Source organism: Shewanella sp., assembly GCF_048265805.1.
Classification (GTDB): domain Bacteria; phylum Pseudomonadota; class Gammaproteobacteria; order Enterobacterales; family Shewanellaceae; genus Shewanella.
Window position 1 is genome coordinate 100,305 of sequence record NZ_JBLXAT010000012.1, and the last position, 19,421, is coordinate 119,725.

At 46.7% G+C, this 19,421-nt stretch carries 18 protein-coding genes; all 18 read left to right on the plus strand.

Annotation, left to right across the window (positions count from 1 at the left end; translation table 11 throughout):
- Positions 1 to 25: 25 nt before the first annotated feature.
- Positions 26 to 1,432 carry a mannose-1-phosphate guanylyltransferase/mannose-6-phosphate isomerase gene (locus ACN0TT_RS10480; protein ID WP_417762095.1) on the plus strand — a complete coding sequence of 469 codons (1,407 nt, stop codon included), beginning with the start codon at positions 26 to 28 and terminating at the stop codon, positions 1,430 to 1,432.
- 4 nt (positions 1,433 to 1,436) lie between these two features.
- Positions 1,437 to 2,183, plus strand: a complete 747-nt coding sequence (locus ACN0TT_RS10485) for a glycosyltransferase family 2 protein (RefSeq protein ID WP_417762096.1) — start codon at positions 1,437 to 1,439, stop codon at positions 2,181 to 2,183.
- A gap of 3 nt (positions 2,184 to 2,186) precedes the next feature.
- Positions 2,187 to 3,602 carry a phosphomannomutase gene (locus tag ACN0TT_RS10490; protein WP_417762097.1) on the plus strand — a complete coding sequence of 472 codons (1,416 nt, stop codon included), beginning with the start codon at positions 2,187 to 2,189 and terminating at the stop codon, positions 3,600 to 3,602.
- Between the two features lie 362 nt (positions 3,603 to 3,964).
- Positions 3,965 to 4,984, plus strand: coding sequence for a UDP-glucose 4-epimerase GalE (galE, locus tag ACN0TT_RS10495; RefSeq protein WP_417762098.1), 1,020 nt, complete (start codon positions 3,965 to 3,967; stop codon positions 4,982 to 4,984).
- Between the two features lie 27 nt (positions 4,985 to 5,011).
- Positions 5,012 to 5,977 carry a dTDP-4-dehydrorhamnose reductase gene (gene rfbD / locus ACN0TT_RS10500; RefSeq protein WP_417762099.1) on the plus strand — a complete coding sequence of 322 codons (966 nt, stop codon included), beginning with the start codon at positions 5,012 to 5,014 and terminating at the stop codon, positions 5,975 to 5,977.
- A 156-nt stretch (positions 5,978 to 6,133) separates the two neighbouring features.
- Positions 6,134 to 7,048, plus strand: coding sequence for a sulfate adenylyltransferase subunit CysD (gene cysD, locus ACN0TT_RS10505; protein ID WP_417762100.1), 915 nt, complete (start codon positions 6,134 to 6,136; stop codon positions 7,046 to 7,048).
- 79 nt (positions 7,049 to 7,127) lie between these two features.
- Positions 7,128 to 7,475, plus strand: a complete 348-nt coding sequence (locus tag ACN0TT_RS10510) for a four helix bundle protein (protein ID WP_417762101.1) — start codon at positions 7,128 to 7,130, stop codon at positions 7,473 to 7,475.
- Positions 7,476 to 7,539: 64 nt separating this feature from the next.
- Positions 7,540 to 8,949, plus strand: a complete 1,410-nt coding sequence (gene cysN / locus ACN0TT_RS10515) for a sulfate adenylyltransferase subunit CysN (RefSeq protein ID WP_417762102.1) — start codon at positions 7,540 to 7,542, stop codon at positions 8,947 to 8,949.
- A 14-nt stretch (positions 8,950 to 8,963) separates the two neighbouring features.
- Positions 8,964 to 10,691, plus strand: a complete 1,728-nt coding sequence (locus ACN0TT_RS10520) for an SLC13 family permease (RefSeq protein ID WP_417762103.1) — start codon at positions 8,964 to 8,966, stop codon at positions 10,689 to 10,691.
- 20 nt (positions 10,692 to 10,711) lie between these two features.
- Positions 10,712 to 11,320, plus strand: coding sequence for an adenylyl-sulfate kinase (gene cysC, locus ACN0TT_RS10525; protein ID WP_417762104.1), 609 nt, complete (start codon positions 10,712 to 10,714; stop codon positions 11,318 to 11,320).
- A gap of 14 nt (positions 11,321 to 11,334) precedes the next feature.
- Complete coding sequence (locus tag ACN0TT_RS10530) at positions 11,335 to 12,294, plus strand: DHH family phosphoesterase (RefSeq protein ID WP_417762105.1); 960 nt, start codon at positions 11,335 to 11,337, stop codon at positions 12,292 to 12,294.
- Between the two features lie 61 nt (positions 12,295 to 12,355).
- A complete protein-coding gene (locus tag ACN0TT_RS10535) occupies positions 12,356 to 13,519 on the plus strand; it encodes a nucleotide sugar dehydrogenase (RefSeq protein WP_417762106.1) in 1,164 nt (387 codons plus the stop codon).
- Positions 13,520 to 13,622: 103 nt separating this feature from the next.
- Positions 13,623 to 14,627 carry an NAD-dependent epimerase gene (locus tag ACN0TT_RS10540; RefSeq protein WP_417762107.1) on the plus strand — a complete coding sequence of 335 codons (1,005 nt, stop codon included), beginning with the start codon at positions 13,623 to 13,625 and terminating at the stop codon, positions 14,625 to 14,627.
- 465 nt (positions 14,628 to 15,092) lie between these two features.
- Complete coding sequence (locus ACN0TT_RS10545; RefSeq protein WP_417762108.1) at positions 15,093 to 15,851, plus strand: phosphatase; 759 nt, start codon at positions 15,093 to 15,095, stop codon at positions 15,849 to 15,851.
- Positions 15,848 to 16,684 (plus strand): 3'(2'),5'-bisphosphate nucleotidase CysQ, encoded by an 837-nt coding sequence (gene cysQ, locus ACN0TT_RS10550; protein ID WP_417762109.1) that lies wholly within the window; start codon positions 15,848 to 15,850, stop codon positions 16,682 to 16,684. Before ACN0TT_RS10545 ends, cysQ begins: the two co-directional genes overlap by 4 nt.
- Entirely contained in the window at positions 16,681 to 17,586 is a 906-nt protein-coding gene (gene mak / locus ACN0TT_RS10555) for a fructokinase (protein WP_417762110.1), read from the plus strand. Before cysQ ends, mak begins: the two co-directional genes overlap by 4 nt.
- A gap of 94 nt (positions 17,587 to 17,680) precedes the next feature.
- Positions 17,681 to 18,436 carry a YdcF family protein gene (locus ACN0TT_RS10560; protein ID WP_417762111.1) on the plus strand — a complete coding sequence of 252 codons (756 nt, stop codon included), beginning with the start codon at positions 17,681 to 17,683 and terminating at the stop codon, positions 18,434 to 18,436.
- Positions 18,437 to 19,108 (plus strand): DUF2982 domain-containing protein, encoded by a 672-nt coding sequence (locus ACN0TT_RS10565; RefSeq protein WP_417762112.1) that lies wholly within the window; start codon positions 18,437 to 18,439, stop codon positions 19,106 to 19,108.
- Positions 19,109 to 19,421 lie beyond the last annotated feature (313 nt).

Here is a 19,421-nt window from a genome sequence, read left to right on the forward strand (position 1 = left end):
GCTGCTTTGTCAAAGGAGAGACCCTATGTTTATTCCCGTTGTTATGGCAGGTGGCTCGGGCACACGGTTGTGGCCACTGTCCCGTGCTAATTATCCAAAGCAGTTTATTCCGCTTTGTGGTGAGCACAGCATGCTACAACAAACGTTGCTGCGTTTGGACGGGCTGAAACATCACTCGGCGCTGGTCATTTGTAATGACGATACACGATTTCTTGCTGCTGAGCAGTTAAGGCAACTTAAACATATACCTAGTCAGGTGCTGTTGGAGCCTGTTGGTCGTAATACTGCGCCTGCGATAGCTTTAGCCGCCATTGAAACGCTTGAACACCATGGCGATGATGCTATTTTGCTGGTGTTGGCGGCAGACCATGAGATTAAAAGTACTGAGGCGTTTCATACGGTTATCGCACAAGGGCTTGAACTAGCAAAGCAGAATAAACTGGTGACGTTTGGCATTGTTCCTACACATGCTGAAACCGGCTATGGCTACATTCTTAGAGGGAACGTAGTAGGCTTTGGATACGATGTCACAGGGTTTGTTGAAAAGCCCAATGCCATGGTCGCGGAAGAGTATTTAGCCTCTGGCGAATACTACTGGAATAGCGGCATGTTTATGTTTAAAGCCAGCCGTTATTTAGCGGAGCTTGGTAAGCATAGGCCAGATATTTTAACCGCATGTCAGGCTGCAATGAGTGACAAAGCGATTGATTTAGACTTTATTCGGGTGGATCGGGACGCATTTATTGCTTGTCCTGATGATTCTATCGATTATGCTGTCATGGAAAAGACTTCTGATGCCGTGGTTTTACCCTTGGATGCTGGCTGGAATGATGTTGGGGGATTCTCAGCGCTATGGGATGTCGCCAATAAGAACGAAGATGGCAACGTACTTCAGGGGGATATTATGGTACACCAATCCTCAAATGTGTACGCTAAAACGGAAGACAAGTTAGTCGCGCTGGTGGGGGTGTCTGACTTGGTGGTAGTGAATACCAAAGATGCGGTGTTAGTGGCCCATAAAGACCATACGCAAAACGTTAAAAAAATTGTTGAACAACTAAAGCGAGCTAATCGCCCTGAAGTGACTTTTCATCGTGAAGTCTACCGGCCTTGGGGAAAGTATGACTCTGTCGATAACGGTGAACGTTTCCAAGTGAAACGGATTACGGTTAAGCCCGGGGCAAAACTCTCAGTGCAAATGCATCATCACCGAGCGGAGCACTGGATTGTCGTATCAGGAACCGCAAAGGTCACGATTAATAGTCAAGAACAACTGGTAACAGAAAATGAGTCAGTTTATATCCCAGTAACCGCTGTTCATGCGCTAGAAAACCCCGGAAAAGTACCTTTAGAGTTGATTGAGGTTCAGTCTGGTTCTTACCTTGGTGAAGATGATATTGTTCGTTTTGAAGATAAATATGGCAGAGCGTGATTGAATGAAAATTTCTATTATCACGGCGACTTGGAATAGTGAGTCTACCATTGTTGACACTTTGTTATCTTTGGCTTCACAATCTTATCAAAATACTGAATTTATTGTTGTTGATGGAGCGTCAAAAGATACGACATTAAAAATTGTAAATGGTCATGAAGGATTGATAGATATAATAATTTCTGAGCCAGACCAAGGTATTTATGATGCGTTAAATAAGGGGATTACAGTTGCTACTGGGGATGTTATCGGTTTTCTTCATTCTGATGATATTTTTGCTTCAGTAGATACTTTAGATAAAGTTGCATCAGCTTTTGCTGATAATGCAACTGATGCCGTATACGGTGATTTAGACTATGTATCTAAAGACGATACCTCTCGAGTGATTCGACATTGGCAGAGTGGGGAATTTGTAAAAAGTAAATTTAAAAATGGATGGATGCCACCTCATCCAACATTTTATATGCGTAAAAAGCATTATCAGAAACTCGGCGGATTCAATCTTTCATATCGTATCGCGGCAGATTATGAGTCGATTCTTAGGTATCTGTGGCAGGAAAATTTGAATGTTAATTATATTCCTGAAGTTCTTGTTAAAATGCGAGTAGGTGGCGAAAGTAATCGAAGTCTCCAAAATATAATTCGAAAGTCCAAAGAAGATTGGCGAGCGATGAAAAGTAATGGAATAGCTCCGTTGCCAGCGATTTTGGGTAAAAATCTTTCTAAAATTCCTCAGTTTTTCGTTAAATAAAATATGTTGAATACAAAAATTGTTATAGAAAATAGTAGCGTTGCATTCGGTACAAGCGGTGCCAGAGGTTTGGTTGTCGATTTTACGCCAGATGTTTGCGCAGCTTTTACTCATGCTTTCCTTGCTGTAGTCCAAGCAGCCTTTGAATTTAAAAAGATCGCTATTGCTATAGACAATAGACCTAGCAGCTATAAGATGGCTCAGTCATGTGCTGCTGCAGCGTTGAATGCTGGTATTCAACCTGTTTTCTATGGTGTGGTTCCAACTCCTGCTTTGGCTTATCAGTCTATGGCGCTGGGCATTCCTGCCATCATGGTCACTGGTAGCCATATTCCATTCGATCGTAACGGCCTGAAGTTCTATCGACCCGATGGTGAGATTACTAAAACTGACGAACAAGCAATACTTGCCGCTGATATTGCTTTCGAAGCGCTTTCGACATTGCCAGAGCTGACGATATCGAATGATGCAAAGTTAGCGTACATTGATCGTAATAAAGTCTTTGCTAATGCTAATTTGAAAGGCATGCGAATTGGTATCTACGAACATTCAAGTGCTGGACGCGACATATATCGAGAGCTATTTACTGACCTCGGTGCGGATGTCATTTCACTTGGGCGTAGTGAGGTGTTCGTGCCTATAGATACGGAAGCGGTATCTGATGAGGATAAGGCCAGAGCTAAGGATTGGGTTAGCCAATATCAGCTAGATATATTGTTTTCCACCGATGGTGATGGAGACAGGCCCTTATTGGCTGGTGAAGATGGTGTATGGTTACGTGGTGATGTACTTGGCCTTCTATGTGCTAGGGCTTTAGGTATCGAAGCACTCGCCATCCCGGTAAGTTGTAATACTGCTATTGAAAAAAGTGGCTATTTTGCTGAAGTTGAGCGAACTCGAATTGGTTCACCCTATGTGATTGATGCATTTTCGGCATATACATCTCGTTTTAGTAAAGTTGCGGGGTTTGAAGCTAACGGTGGCTTTTTATTGGGGTCTGATATTGTATTTAACGATAGAGAAGTTAAGGCGTTGCCTACAAGAGATGCATTACTACCAGTTTTAGCAGTATTAAATATTGCAACCAATGGTATCGTTCCTCTGTTACAACAATTGCCGAATCGTTTTACCGCATCCGACAGAATTAAGGATTTTGCCACCGAGAAAAGCAAGGCTATGTTGCTCCAAGCTATAGCTGCGCCAGATGAGTTTATGTCTAAGCTTGGTTTTACATCAGTTGTCACTAATAGTGTAAATACAGTAGATGGTTTCAGGATCTGTCTGGGAAATGGAGATATTGTCCATCTTCGTCCATCAGGTAATGCGCCAGAACTCCGGTGCTATGCTGAGTCTGACTCCGAACAATCAGCGAACAATTTGGTGTCTAACACTCTGAGAAAGATACAGTTACTCGGGTAAGAAAACGCATTTAAACGGAGCTAGCAGATGGCCGGTAAGTTATACTTCCCGGCCATCTTTTTTTGATAACGCAGAAGAAAAGTTATCTGAATCGGTACTTTTGGACAGCGTGCTAAGTGATTTAACTAATTTATTGAGTGGGTTTGTTTTTACTATTCGCGGATGATGTTTATCCGAATGATTTTCAAATGTATCTCGTTATTTTACTAACTCTCAGAATCCCCAGTTTTCGAATTTGGTGGATTGCAGAGCTTTTAAATGAAGCGGTTTTTAAGAATTAAGCAATGGCTCAGTTCTGTATCTAGTTGTAACTAGATAGTTTAGGCTATAGGTAGGCCTGTTTTTAATTTAAAGGATATTTTATGTCAGTGTTAGTCACTGGTGGGGCTGGTTACATTGGTAGCCATACGCTCGTTGAATTACTGTCGAATGGTGAGGATGTAGTGGTCCTCGATAACCTCTGTAACTCAAGTGTGGAATCGTTGGCGCGCGTTAAACAAATCACGAATGAAGAGGTGACTTTTTACGAAGGGGATATTCGCGATGCTGAGATACTTCATCAAATCTTTAATAAACATCCTATTGAAGTGGTGATCCATTTCGCCGGACTTAAGTCGGTTGGTGAGTCAGTAAGCAAGCCTGTAAAGTATTACCAGAACAATGTAGTTGGGTCTTTAGTCTTAGTTGAGGCAATGGCCGCAGCTGGAGTGTTTAATCTAGTATTTAGCTCTTCTGCAACTGTTTACGGTGATCCTGCTTCGTTGCCTATCAATGAGAATTTTCCTACTGGACGTGCAGCTAATCCTTATGGTGAATCGAAGCACATGGTCGAGAATATTCTAGAAGATCTCTACCGCTCGGATTCTCGTTGGAATATTGCTCGCCTGAGATATTTTAATCCTGTCGGTGCGCATGAAAGTGGACGTATCGGTGAAGACCCTAATGATATACCTAACAATCTGTTGCCCTACATTGCGCAGGTGGCTGTGGGTAAACGTGAAGCATTGAACATTTTTGGCAATGACTATCCGACTAAAGATGGCACCGGTGTGAGAGATTATATTCACGTGGTTGATCTTGCTCGTGGTCATTTAAAAGCGTTAGAAAAGCTTAAAACCAACCCCGGGCTAGTAACGTACAACTTAGGTACGGGCATTGGATACAGCGTATTAGACGTACTACACGCATTCGAAAAGGCTTGTGGTAAGTCCATACCACATGAGTTTGTGCCTCGCCGCAGCGGTGATATCGCCGAATACTATGGTGACCCAACACTGGCAGAACGTGAACTTGGCTGGAAGGCGGAGCATTCGCTGCAGGATATGGTCGAGTCCAGCTGGCGTTGGCAGTCGCAGAACCCCAATGGCTATCGGGGTTCCTGAACCGTAATTTTGGAGCAATAGCGTAGATTGAAAGTATTGGTTATTGGTGGGCATGGTCAGTTAGGCCAAGCGCTGCGTTATTGCTTACCGTTTTCGCCACTCGGCAGTGGTGCGCTCGAAAGTGGTGCTAAAGTCACTGCTGTGTTTTTGAGTCACGCCGAGCTTGACCTGAGCGGTTCCCTGTTGTGTGTTCAGTTAGCGCAATATCGACCCGATGTGATTATTAACTGCGCTGCATTTAATGCGGTCGATAAGGCTGAACATCAAACGGCCATGGCTTTTGCGATTAATGCTCATGGGCCTGAATTGTTAGCGCGTTGGTGCGCCGATAATCAACGGCGCCTGTTGTATCTCTCATCTGATTATGTTTTTTCCGGTAAAAAACACAGCTCTCCCTATGTCGAGTTCGATAGTCCTAGCCCGTTGTCGGTGTACGGGCAAAGTAAGCTGGCGGGCGAACAGGCTGTACTTGCGAGTTGCCCTTCGGCGATGGTGATTCGTACCGCGTGGCTTTACAGTCATTGGGGGCAAAATTTTTTAACCGCTATGCGTCGTCGGTTACTGGCTAGTCAGCCATTATCTGTGGTAGCTGATCAGTTTGGCAGCCCCACTTGGGCGGTTGCGCTAGCACAGGTGATTTGGCAGGTGATAGCTGAGGATTGGCATAAAAATGGTTGCGTTGATGCAAGTAAATTCAATGGACTGTTTCACTACGCCGGTGGTGGTCAAGGTAGTTGGTATGAGTTAGTGCAGGAAATCAAACAGTGCCTTATACGCCAGCATCTTATTCCTGCCGATGGTGGTAGTCCTATCACCCCGATATCTACGGCTGAGTACATCACCACGTTCGCGCCTGACGCTGCGCCACGCCCATCATTCAGCGCTTTGTCATCCCAAAAGCTACAATCGCTCCTTCCTGATTCCCCCGCATGGCTCTGGCAGCCATGGCGTCAGCAGCTTGCACGCTGCATGACAAGCCAGATCACATTTTAATATTCCTATTTTATATATAAAGTTCCAAAAATGAACGTTTCAGGCATATAAGCGTCTGCTATTATCCGCTCAATCAAGGTTACTTTACCTTTCTTATCAAGTTTAACTGGGCAAGCTTAGCTATGTTGATAAGGGGTAACCGGAATAGCGAGATGAATGATGATTACGCCTGAAAAAATGACCCACCTGAAAGCACTGGAAGCCGAATCGATTTACATCATGCGTGAAGTCGCGGCGGAGTTTGATAACCCAGTGATGTTGTACTCCATTGGTAAAGACTCGTCGGTGCTGCTGCATCTAGCTCGTAAAGCCTTTTACCCTGGTAAAATTCCTTTCCCATTACTGCACGTTGATACCACTTGGAAGTTTCACGAGATGATTGAGTTTCGTGACCGTATGGCGCAGAAGTATGGTTTCAAACTGTTAGTACATATCAACGAAGAAGGGCGCCGTCTCGGTATTAGCCCTTTTGAGCACGGTAGTGCCAAACACACCGATATCATGAAAACCCAATCGCTCAAACAAGCACTCGATAAGTATGGTTTCGATGCGGCGTTCGGCGGTGCTCGTCGTGATGAAGAGAAATCTCGCGCTAAAGAACGTGTCTACTCGTTCCGTGACAACAAACACCGCTGGGACCCGAAAAATCAACGCCCAGAGTTGTGGAATATCTACAACAGTAAAGTGAATAAGGGCGAGAGCATTCGCGTGTTCCCACTTTCTAACTGGACTGAGTTAGATATCTGGCAATACATCTACTTAGAAAATATCGAAATCCCCTCACTGTACCTGTCCAAACCGCGCCCTGTTGTGGAGCGTGATGGTGCATTAATCATGGTTGATGATGATCGTATGCCGCTACGGGAAGGTGAAACCCCTGAGATGAAGATGGTGCGTTTCCGCACGCTCGGTTGCTATCCATTAACCGGGGCGGTGGAATCGGTTGCCCAGACTCTGCCAGAAGTGATTCAAGAGATGCTGCTGTCGACTACCTCCGAGCGCCAAGGCCGAGTGATTGATCACGATTCCTCAGGCTCGATGGAGAAGAAAAAGATGGAAGGGTATTTCTAACAACAGTGCTAAGGAGTAAGCCGTAAGCTTTAAGCAACAGCAAAAAGCACATAGCTCAAGGCATAAACAAGGAAGTTTTATGAATTTTGAGAACTTGGATGTTTGGAAACGTTCAGCACGCTTATCTGCGGATATCTATAAGAATACGGCTTCGATAAGGGATTCTGGTTTCCGTGATCAACTTACGCGGTCTGGGTTGTCGGTTCCGAGCAACATTGCCGAAGGAATGAGTCGCGAAGGAGTGCGGGAAAAGAGGCGTTTTCTAGATATTGCTCGAGCTTCTTTAGCTGAGGCAAGAACTCAAATTTATATCGGAATTGATATTGGCTATATCAAACGGGATTTAGGTCTCAAATGGATTGCTGAAACTAAAGAGCTTTCTTCAATGATCAACAGCCTCAAAAACAAAATTATCCAGTACCAATAAACGCGATGTTGACGCTGAAGGAACCTGATTCACTATTTACAGCTTACAGCTTGAGGATTTTAATATGTCTACCAGTTCAAATTTGCTAGCGACTGATATTGAAGGTTATTTAAAAGTTCACGAAAACAAAGACATGCTGCGGTTTTTAACCTGCGGTAGCGTGGATGATGGTAAGTCGACATTGATCGGTCGTTTGCTGTATGACAGCAAGATGATTTTCGAAGATCAAATGGCGGCGATTGAGAAAGATTCCAAGCGGTTTAATACCACCAATGAAGCGTTTGATTTGGCGTTGTTGGTAGATGGTTTGCAGTCGGAGCGGGAGCAGGGCATCACGATTGATGTGGCCTACCGTTATTTTGCAACCGAGCAACGTAAGTTCATTATTGCCGATACCCCAGGGCATGAGCAGTACACCCGTAATATGGCAACGGGTGCATCTACCTGTGATTTGGCGATTATTCTGATTGATGCGCGCCACGGTGTGCAGGTGCAGACTCGCCGCCACTCTTATATCTGCTCACAGTTGGGCATTAAGCATGTGATCATCGCCATCAATAAGATGGACATTGTTGATTACGACCAAGCGGTGTACCAAAAAATCAAACAGGATTACCGCGAGTTTGCTGAGCAGTTGAAGTTTACCGATATTCGCTTTGTGCCGATCTCGGCGTTGAAAGGCGATAACGTGGTGAATGAAAGTACCAATATGCCATGGTATCCCGGTTCGCCTCTGCTGAAGTTACTCAACACCGTCACTATTAAAAAGCAGCGCCAAGAAGCGTTCCGTTTCCCAGTGCAATATGTCAATCGTCCGAACCTCGATTTTCGTGGTTTCTGCGGGACGGTCGCATCTGGTGATATTCGCGTTGGCGATACAATTGAGGCATTACCTTCAGGCAAGCAAAGTCGGGTGAAGTCTATCGTGACGTTTGATGGTGACCTCGACAAAGCCTATGAGGGCATGGCGGTGACTATCACTTTAGAAGATGAGATTGATATTAGCCGCGGTGATATGTTGGTGCGTCCTCATCAAGAATGTTTGGTAGCCAATCGTTTTGATGCCGATGTGGTGTGGATGGCTGATGAGCCATTGCATTTAGATCGGGAATACTTAATTAAAGCCGGCAGTAAAACCACCTCTGGTCACGTGCAGCAAGTGAATTACAAAGTCGATGTGAATACCTTGCAGCGTGAAGATGCTAGTCAATTAGCGCTAAATGAAATGGGTGAATGCCGCTTTGTACTCAATGAAAAAATTGAGTTTGATGCGTATGACCAAAACCGTACCACAGGGTCTTTTATCGTTATTGATCGACTGACCAATGCGACCGTGGGGGCGGGCATGATCAGCCGTGAAGCCAGTGATAAAGGGCAGACTAAAGCTAAATATTCAGCGTTTGAGTTAGAGCTGAATGCGTTGATTCGCAAGCAGTACCCGCATTGGGGCGCTCGTGATATCAGCCAAGACTAATTGGAACTGTCGTCATGTCGTGGCATGGATACCTCACTTTAGCATTGTTCGCAGCGACGATTGTTGGCTTGATCCGCTATCAATCGCGTCCTGCGGCGGTGTTTGGTTGTTTGATGCTGGCGCTGGTCGCCAGCGAGTTGGTTAACCGCGAACAGGTGCTGGAGAGTTTTGCCAACTCGGGATTGGTGACGCTTATCCTGTTAATGCTCTGTTCATTAGTGTTGGAGAAAACACGACTGTTACGACTGTTGGCCAAAGGGGTGATTGTGACCAGTTATCGTCACTCCTGGCTGCGTCTTTTTGGTATTACTACGCTGTGTTCGGCGTTTTTGAATAATACTGCGGTAGTTGCCACCTTGATGGCACCCATCCGCAATAATCCCTACCACAGTGCCAGCCGTTTATTACTGCCGCTGTCCTATGCTGCCATTTTAGGGGGCACGGTCACCTTAATTGGTACCTCTACCAACCTGATTGTGAACAGTTTTTACATCAGTGAAACAGGGCACTCGTTGGGGTTCTTTTCGTTTTTTGCGGTGGGTATTTTGCTGGTGGCCGGTTGTGGTGTGGTAGTGGCGCTTATCAGCCGACATTTACCTAACCTCCAGCGTCAGGATAGCAGCTACAAAGGCTATTTTATCGAGGCCAAGTTGCAAGCTGGCTCGTCGTTGGTCGGCAAGAGTGTTGAGCAAAATGGCTTGCGGCATCTTGAATCCCTCTTTTTAGTTGAAGTGGTACGGCAGGGCCGATTGATCTCGCCGGTCGCGCCACAAGAGATATTGCATGAGCACGATCGTTTGGTGTTCGCTGGTGATATTCAAAAAGTGATGCAGTTGCATACCTTCGCAGGGCTAACTTTATTTGCGGATAAAGATGGTCTGCTACAACGTGATCTTACCGAGGTCGTCGTGCGGCAGGAGAGTGTCTTAGTCGGGCGCACGCTTAAGTCTACGGGCTTTCGTTCATTATTTGATGCTGCCGTGGTGGCGATACGTCGCGACGGACAAAATATCTCCGGCAAGCTTGGGGATGTGGTGATACTGGCAGGAGATTTTTTGGTGCTCGCGGTGGGTGAGGATTATCGCCACCGCCGCAATATTGGCAAAAATTTTATCAGTGTCAGTGGTGTTGAGCCGGATCTGCATTTAAGCGGAAAACGCGAATGGCTGGCTGTCGGTGGCTTTGTGTTGGCGGTTGCTGCATCCGCTCTGGGCTTAGTTGACTTATTGCAGGCCTTGCTGTTGTTGCTTGGGGTGTACATCTTTTCCGGTTGTATCACGGTAAATGAGTTACTGCGGCGCTTTCCGGTGGATATTTGGTTGATTGTCTCCGTCGCTATTTTGCTGTCGTTTGCCATGGTCGGCTCAGGTGTGGCGGATTGGTTCTCTCAGGGCGTTAAGTTATATGCTGCGGATATGCCGCCTTTCTATCTGTTGCTGCTCACATATGTGGTGACTTGGGTGCTGACTGAATTGGTGACCAATAATGCGGCAGCGGCGTTGATGTTTCCGCTAAGTGTGGGGTTAGCCAACGGGCTCGGCGTCGATATCTTGCCGTTTGTGATGGTGGTGGCCTATGGCGCTAGTGGTAGCTTTATTAGTCCATTTGGGTATCAAACCAACTTGATGGTGTACAACGCGGGTAAGTACACACTTACGCATTTCCTTCGAGCAGGCTTACCCGTTGCATTGGTTTATGGCGCCATTGTCGTTACCTGTGTGCCGCTATTTTTCCCTTTTTAATGTGAACTAGGACTGTTGTGATGAAGAGTGATAAATCAACCAACGTGGTATGGCATCAACATCAGATTGCTAAGGCGGATCGTGTGCGCCAAAAAGGCATCCAACGTCCGGCAGTATTATGGTTTACCGGATTAAGTGGTTCTGGCAAATCCACCATCGCTAATGCAGTAGAGCAGTTATTGTTTGCCAAGGGCTATCACAGCTATTTGCTCGATGGTGATAACGTGCGCCATGGGCTTAATAAAGATCTGAGCTTTGCGGATGCTGATCGTGTCGAGAATATTCGTCGTATCGGAGAAGTGAGTAAGCTGTTTGTTGATGCTGGATTATTAGTGTTAACCGCATTTATTTCTCCTTTTCAGCAAGACCGTGCTTTAGTGCGCACGCTTCATAGTGAGCAAGAGTTTATCGAAGTGTTTGTTGATACGCCGTTGGCCGTGTGTGAGCAGCGAGATCCTAAAGGGCTTTATAAGAAAGCGCGTGCAGGGGAAATTAAACATTTCACTGGGATTGATTCTGCCTACGAGCCACCGCTCAAACCGGAAATTCGTGTCGATACCTCGACAGCATCGGTCGCTGAATGCGCTGAGCAGGTTGTTGCTTATCTTGCAGGCAATGGTTATCTATAACTGCCGGAGGGCGTGTGCAATACGATATTTTTAATGGCGATGCTGACGGCATTATCTCTCTGGTACAGTGGCGATTAGCGCACCCAAAATCGGCGCAGTTAATCACGGGTGTTAAGCGTGACATTGAGTTAGTGAAGCAAGTGAGTGCGACGACGGCAGATAATCTGCTGATCCTTGATATTTCACTGGAGAAAAACTTAGCAGCGGTAAATTCCGCACTTGCTAATGGGGCGGTCGTGACTTATATCGACCATCATCGTGCTGGGGAGTTGCCAACAGCGGCTCAGTTTACCGCGCATATTGATACCGCGGCAGATACTTGCACAGCGCTGATTGTTGATAAACTATTGGATGGACAGTATCGCGACTGGGCAATTGCAGCCGCCTATGGTGACAACATGATTGCGGTGGCAGATAGTTTAGCGACTGCGCGTGGTTTAGCTGCTGATGATTGTGCCTATTTGCGTGAACTCGGTACGTTAGTGAATTACAACGGCTATGGGGCAACACTGGACGATTTGCATTTTCATCCTGCGACGTTGTTCCAAGCGTTACTGCAATATTCTTCGCCATTCTTATTGAAAGATGATCTCCAATCGCCATTTTATCAACTGCAACGCGTTTATATCGCTGATATGGAAAACGTAGCTACATTGGACGCCGTTGAAGACGATAAGCAACTGCTTGTCTACCAGTTACCCGATGCTGCGTGGGCTAAACGTGTCAGTGGCGTGTTAGGCAATGAGTTAGCCAATCGTTATCCGACCCGTGCTATTGCGGTGGTGACGCATAATGCCGACGGCAGTTTGATGGTGTCATTACGTGCACCATTGACAAACCGCCAAGGTGCAGGCGATATTTGTAGTCAATTTGCCACAGGAGGTGGCCGCGCCGCTGCTGCAGGCATCAACGCCTTGCCAGTAAGTGATTTATCTCAATTCATCACGACAATTAAAACTTATTATAGCGAGTGATAGTGGTTAGAATGGGCGCCATTAAACGAATTTAACACTCATTTGGAAATTAGGGATAATTATGAAAATTGTCGTGGCTGGAACAGGGTATGTTGGCCTATCTAATGCGGTGTTGCTGGCGCAGCACCATCGGGTAATCGCTGTTGATGTATTGCAAGACAAAGTGGATCTTGTCAATCAACGTAAGTCTCCGATTGTCGATGAGCTGATTGAAGAATATCTGTCAACCAAAGCATTGAACCTTGAAGCCACCACCGATGTTAGCGTTTATCGTGATGCTGATTTTGTCATTGTGGCGACACCAACTGATTATGATCCGCGTACCAATTACTTTAATACCAGTACCGTCGAATCCGTGGTTGCTAAGGTCATTGAGCTTAATCCCCAAGCTTGCATCGTGATTAAATCTACCGTGCCTGTGGGATATACCGCTGAACTGCGTAAGCAAACTGGCAGCAACAATATTATCTTCTCGCCGGAATTTTTGCGTGAAGGCAAAGCCCTGTACGATAACCTCTATCCTTCGCGGATTATTGTTGGGGAGCGTTCCGCTCGTGCCGAACAGTTTGCGCGGTTACTTGCTGACAGTGCGCTCAAAGAAAATATTCCGGTACTGTTTACTGAAAGCACAGAAGCAGAGGCGATTAAGTTGTTTGCCAATACCTACTTGGCGATGCGAGTGGCGTATTTCAATGAGCTTGACAGTTACGCAGAGAAAAATGGCTTAGATACGCGCCAAATTATCGATGGCGTATGTTTAGACCCGCGTATTGGCGGCCACTATAACAATCCATCATTTGGCTATGGTGGTTATTGTTTGCCGAAGGATACTAAGCAGTTACTTGCTAACTATGACCAAGTGCCTAATAACCTGATTTCGGCGATTGTGGACGCTAACCGTACCCGTAAAGACTTTATTGCCGACTCAATTATTGCCAAACAGCCGAAAAAAGTGGGTGTATACCGCTTAATCATGAAAAGCGGCTCAGATAATTTCCGTGCATCGGCCATGCAAGGGGTGATGAAACGTATCAAAGCGAAAGGCATTGAAGTGGTGGTGTATGAACCGGTGTTAAAAGACGATGAGTTTTTCCACTCTAAAGTGATCCGTGATTTACAGGACTTTAAAGCGCAGGCTGACGTGATCATCTCTAATCGCATGGTACCTGAACTCGAAGACGTGGCTGACAAAGTCTACACTCGCGATCTCTTTGGTCACGATTGATTATATCTGTGCTAGCATTTGCGCCATCATCGGAGTAGATGCTGGCAACTAAAATTAAAACGCTGTGTCTACTCGACATGGCGTTTTTTATTTAGAGGCTTGTATGAAATATTTAGTGACTGGCGTTGCCGGTTTTATCGGCGCACGTGTAGCTGAGCAATTGGTTGAATGGGGTCACGAGGTCGTCGGTATCGATAATCTGAACGATTATTACGATGTCAAACTGAAACAAGACCGTTTGAACAAGCTGGCTGACAAACCTGAGTTTCGCTTTCAACAGCTCGATTTAGCGGATCGCGACGGCATGGCGCAACTCTTCGCTGATGGACAGTTTGAACGTGTGATTCACCTCGGAGCACAAGCCGGCGTGCGCTACTCGATAACCAATCCATTTGCTTACGCCGATAGTAACCTCGTCGGTACCTTGTGCGTGCTAGAAGGTTGTCGCCATCATAAGGTGGGCCACTTGGTCTATGCGTCTTCTAGCTCAGTTTATGGCCTTAATAAAAAAATGCCGTTTGCTACCAGTGATTCAGTGGATCACCCGGTGTCATTTTATGCAGCGACGAAGAAAGCCAATGAGGTGATGGCACATAGCTATGCGCATCTTTATGGTTTACCAACCACTGGACTGCGTTTCTTTACGGTCTACGGCCCGTGGGGGCGGCCAGATATGGCACCGATGTTGTTCGCTAAGGCAATTAGTGCTGATGAACCTATTAAAGTATTTAACCACGGTAACATGAGCCGCGACTTCACCTATATTGATGACATCGTTGAAGGCATTTTGCGTTGTGCTGATCATATTCCACAACCCAACAGTGATTGGAGTGTGGAAAGCGGTACGCCTGCCACCAGTGTGGCACCGTTTCGGGTTTACAACATCGGTAATGGCAGCCCTGTGAAATTGATGGATTTTATTGCCGAGCTTGAGCAGGCTCTCGGTAAAGCCGCACAAAAAATCATGATGGATATGCAGGACGGTGATGTACAAGCCACCTGGGCAGATACAGACGACCTGTTTACGGCGGTGGGTTATAAGCCGAAAGTAGGAATTAAAGAGGGCGTTAAGGCGTTTGCCGAGTGGTACCAAGCGTATTACGGCTAAGTAGCATTTAGTGTTGTATTGTATGTACTACAGCGTCGCAGCAAGCACTGTGGCGCTTTTTTATAGCCTAATAGGAAGGGTGAGTAAGAGTTCCATACTTATTTTGGCTTGTAACTCCTAGATGATGACATAGCGCTTTATTTGCAGCACAGATCTGTTGATACTGAGCTAGTACTGGCCTTATCCGCACCGTCTCAATGCATTCCCAGTGGCGCCGGCCTAACTCGCTGTTTAGTGCTGTTGCTATGATTTAGTCAGGTGTTACATACTCTATTCGTCTCTGTACTTGGGGCTGTTGAACTTTGTTGCGCCCAGCTTGCTTAGTTGACTAAGCGTCGCAGGCATCTCCTCGTTCATAACGCGTTTAATTTGAACAAAAATTAAACACTAAAGATAAACCGCCCCTAGAGCTTTTAGGTAAGTTAGCGTAAGCTGACTGGCAAATTTTTACTGATATCTACCAGCATGTTCCCTGTCGATATTCACGCCCACACAGTAGCTTCTACACATGCATATAGTACTGTACATGACTATCTCGCCGTGGCTAAGCTGGCGGGCGTGCAGTTATTCGCTATTACCGATCACGGTCCCGCCATGGCTGACGCGCCACACTTCTGGCATTTTGTGAATATGCGAGTCATTCCACAACTCGTTGATGGCGTGGGTATTCTTCGAGGGATTGAAGCGAATATCCAGAATATCGATGGAGAGATCGATTTTTATGGTGAGTACCTCAGCCAACTAGATATTGTACTCGCTGGGCTGCATGAGCCGGTATTTGCGCCAGCAACAAGTGCGGTACATACAGAAGCTATGCTCAATTGCATTGAAAGTGGCAAGGTGGATGTGATTACGCATCCGGGTAATCCTAAGTACCCTGTAGATCAAACAGCTATCGTGCAAGCGGCAGCAAAATACAATGTCGCCTTAGAGATCAATAACTCTTCGTTTCTGCATTCCCGCAAGGGCAGCGAATCTAATTGCTTAGCGCTGGCTAAACTCGCCAAACAGCATGATGCTCCATTAGTGATGGGCTCAGATTCTCATGTTGCGTTTACCTTGGGTGGCTTTGCAAAATCACTGAGTATTATCGATGCCGCTGGTTATCCTCGAGAGCGGTTATTGAATTGTCAGCCGACACGTCTGCTCAAATTTCTGCGTGAGCGCGGTCATCGAACCTTATCCGAGCTATTGACATTTTTTGAGCCTGAGGCGGAACAATGAACCGCTCAACACTCATCTCGCGTGAGCAACTTTATCGGCTAGTGCAAATTGCCATACAGGCGGGTAATGCGCTGATGGCTTATTACGACGATGAGGTGGATATCAGCGTTAAAGACGATAATACGCCACTGACGGCGGCAGATTTAGCCAGTCATCAAACGATTGTTAACGCTCTTGCCGCCGAATTTGGTCAATTTCCCATTTTGTCTGAAGAGGACGCCGACATTAGTTGGCAACAGCGAGCAACATGGCAGCACTACTGGCTTTTAGATCCGCTGGATGGCACCAAAGAGTTTATTAAACACAACGGTGAATTTACCGTGAATATCGCGTTGGTCAGTCAACATATGCCTGTGGCTGGTGTCGTTTATGCGCCAGCACTCGGCCGCTGTTTTTTCGGTATGGTGGATGTCGGCGCATGGGAATTAGCCCAACCTGCAATGCAGCGCGTGCCCGACGCAGCCACTATTGCTCAGCGCAGTCAGTCATTACTAGGGCAAACAACACGACAGACACCCATTGTTGTTGGCAGTCGTTCGCATATAACCCCCGGACTTGCTGGCTTTTTAGGCAGTCTGGTAGATTATCACTTGCGTGAAGTCGGCAGTTCGTTGAAGATGTGCCTCCTTGCAAGCGCTGAGGCTGATCTTTACCCTCGTTTAGGTGCGACTCATGAGTGGGATACTGCGGCCGCACACGCTATTTTGAGTGCAGCTGGTGGACATGTATTACTGCATGACTCACAACAACCACTGCGATATAACACAAAGAATACGTTAGCAAACCCCTGGTTTGTGGCTTATCGACCAGGTTGGATAGAGGATACTCCATGATTAGATTAGGCATTGACCTAGGCGGTACTAAGACTGAGATTGTTGCCATAGCCGAAGACGGTACTGAGCTGTATCGTCATCGTGAGCCTTCTGCACATGATTATCCCGGTACGCTGACCACCATCGCTAAACTGGTGAATATGGCCGAGGCCGAACTTGGAGAGAGAGGCAGCTTGGGGGTTGGTATTCCTGGGGTGGTTTCTCCGTTTACTGGTTTGGTTAAAAATGGCAATTCAACATGGTTACATGGCCATCCGCTGGATAAAGATCTCGGCGAGTTGCTGGATCGTGACGTACGCGTAGCCAATGATGCCAACTGTTTTGCTGTGTCAGAAGCCATTGATGGCGCAGCCGCGGGCAAAGGTTTTGTACTGGGGGTCATTTTGGGGACTGGCTGTGGCGCTGGTATTGCCGTGAATGGTCAAGTACACACTGGCGGTAACGGTATCGCTGGTGAACTCGGTCACACACCGCTACCGTGGATGACACCTGAAGAGTTTCGTTCAACCAAATGTTTCTGTGGTAATTACGACTGCATTGAAACCTATATTTCTGGTACAGGGTTTGTGCGTGATTTTAACGAGCACCATTCAGAGACTCCGGCGAAAAGCGGACAAGATATTACGGCATTGATCGCTGAAAATCACGCCGGTGCTAAGGCGTCATTTGAACGTTATCTTGACCGTCTGGCGCGCTGCCTTGCACAATTCATCAATATTATGGATCCAGATGTCATCGTCTTGGGCGGCGGCATGTCTGCTGTTGATGCGATTTATCCTGAATTGCCAGCGCGTATCGCCAGTTATGTTGTTGGCCGAGAAAGCGAAACCCCAGTCGTTAAAAACCTGCATGGTGGCTCATCAGGTGTTCGCGGTGCCGCGTGGTTGTGGCCATTGAACTAACCTTGGGCTCAATGGACTAACTCGGATACACGTTAATTACTTGAGTTGTTGCTGATTTATGTTTTGGATTAAAAAGATATTTTCCCAACTTTTTATGCCGATACCCTTTGCGGTGATCTTGCTATTACTGGCTGTGTGGCAATTTCGTCGTCGTCCAAAGTTAGCCAAATCACTCATCGTGCTTTCCATTGTCTGGTTAGGATTTTTGGCCAGTAGTTTTGGCAGTTACTGGTTATTGTGGCCATTAGAGCAGCAATATAAGGTGTTTAAGCAGCCTGTACCTCATAGCTGTGTGGTGATGGTGCTGGGCTCTGGTCATGATGACGGTGTTGCAGGTGATGCGCGACATAAACTTTCTACCACAGCGTTAGCGCGCTTGTCTGAAGGCGTCTCGTTGGTCAAAAAGGCTGACTCCAAAGATTGCTTGTTAGTCTTCAGTGGTTGGACGGGCGGCGGCAGTAACACTACTGCTCATGCGGAAGAGATGAAGCAAGCGGCGATTGATATGGGAGCAGATCCTGCGCGTATCCTGACATTAGATGATGCCAAAGACACCGTTGAAGAAGCCCTAGCGCTACGTCAAACCTTTGGTGCCGCGCCTGAAGATATGGGCGATGATGCCGTAGGTGGCCGTAAATTGTTATTAGTGACTTCTGCTAGCCATATGCCGCGGGCGATGGAGATTTTTGTTGGTGCGGGGTTTGATCCTGTAGCGGCGCCCACAGATTTCTTAGGCCGACATGACCATTGGTGGCGTTTATCTACTGAAAACCTCGATAAATCCGCTAAAGCTCTGCATGAATATATGGGCACCACGTGGCTGCATGTGAGAATGTTACTGGGAGTGTAATTGGAGACTATTGAATTACGCTCAACCTCTAAACGTAATGCTCTCACATTAACTGTTGTGGGGGCATCTGCGTTAATTATCGCGATTACCTTATTCGTTGCTGATCATGCTTGGTTTGCGGTGGCGTTTGCGGCGTTTATGTTGGGTGCCGTAGCGCTCATCATCGGCATTGCTAAGCAGTATGAACCCGCGATAGTGATGACCTTGACGGCACAAGGACTAAGGTTCTTTCATCGTCGCGGCAGTTTATTTATTGAATGGCACAACATTCAACGGATCGATTTTCCCCGTGTACAACGTGGGTTGGATTTAATTGAGTTGCCCTACGTGGGTATCAAACTCAACGCCATTAACCCTATCCTCGATAATATCTCGCCTCGACTAGCCACGGGTTTATTGACCGAACAGCGCTCGCTGATGATGACTGCTGTGGCTAACGATGAAGATCTTGCCGCTTTGGAGCATTACCTCAGTGCCGAATTTACCCCGTTGGTGGTGAATGGTGATCGCTATCGCGGGTTGTTAGCCATGTTTGGCCGCCGCTGCTTAACGCTAGATAAGCACTTGGGCTATCATCTTTACCTCTCTGCCGAGTTTGTTGAACTCGAACCGCAGCAACTGCTCTCGCAACTAAGAGAATACTGGCAAAACCATCGGTTTGAATCATGCTGAGCTACGAGCTACGAGCTACGAGCTACGAGCTACGAGCTACGAGCCTTAGCTATGTGCTTGCGGTAATAAACGTTAGATAAGCAGCGCGAGCTATTGCCTGTGGCGTTCAACGTTACATAATCCTGCTTATCGCTTATCGCTTATCGCTTATCGCTTATCGCTTATCGCTTATCGCTTATCGCTTATCGCTTATCGCTTATCGCTTGTAGTTGTTCAGCCGCTTCTTACACTCGCTGCGCAACCCGCAACCCGCAACCCGCAACCCGCAACCCGCAACCCGCAACCCGCAACCCGCAACCCGCAACCCGCAACC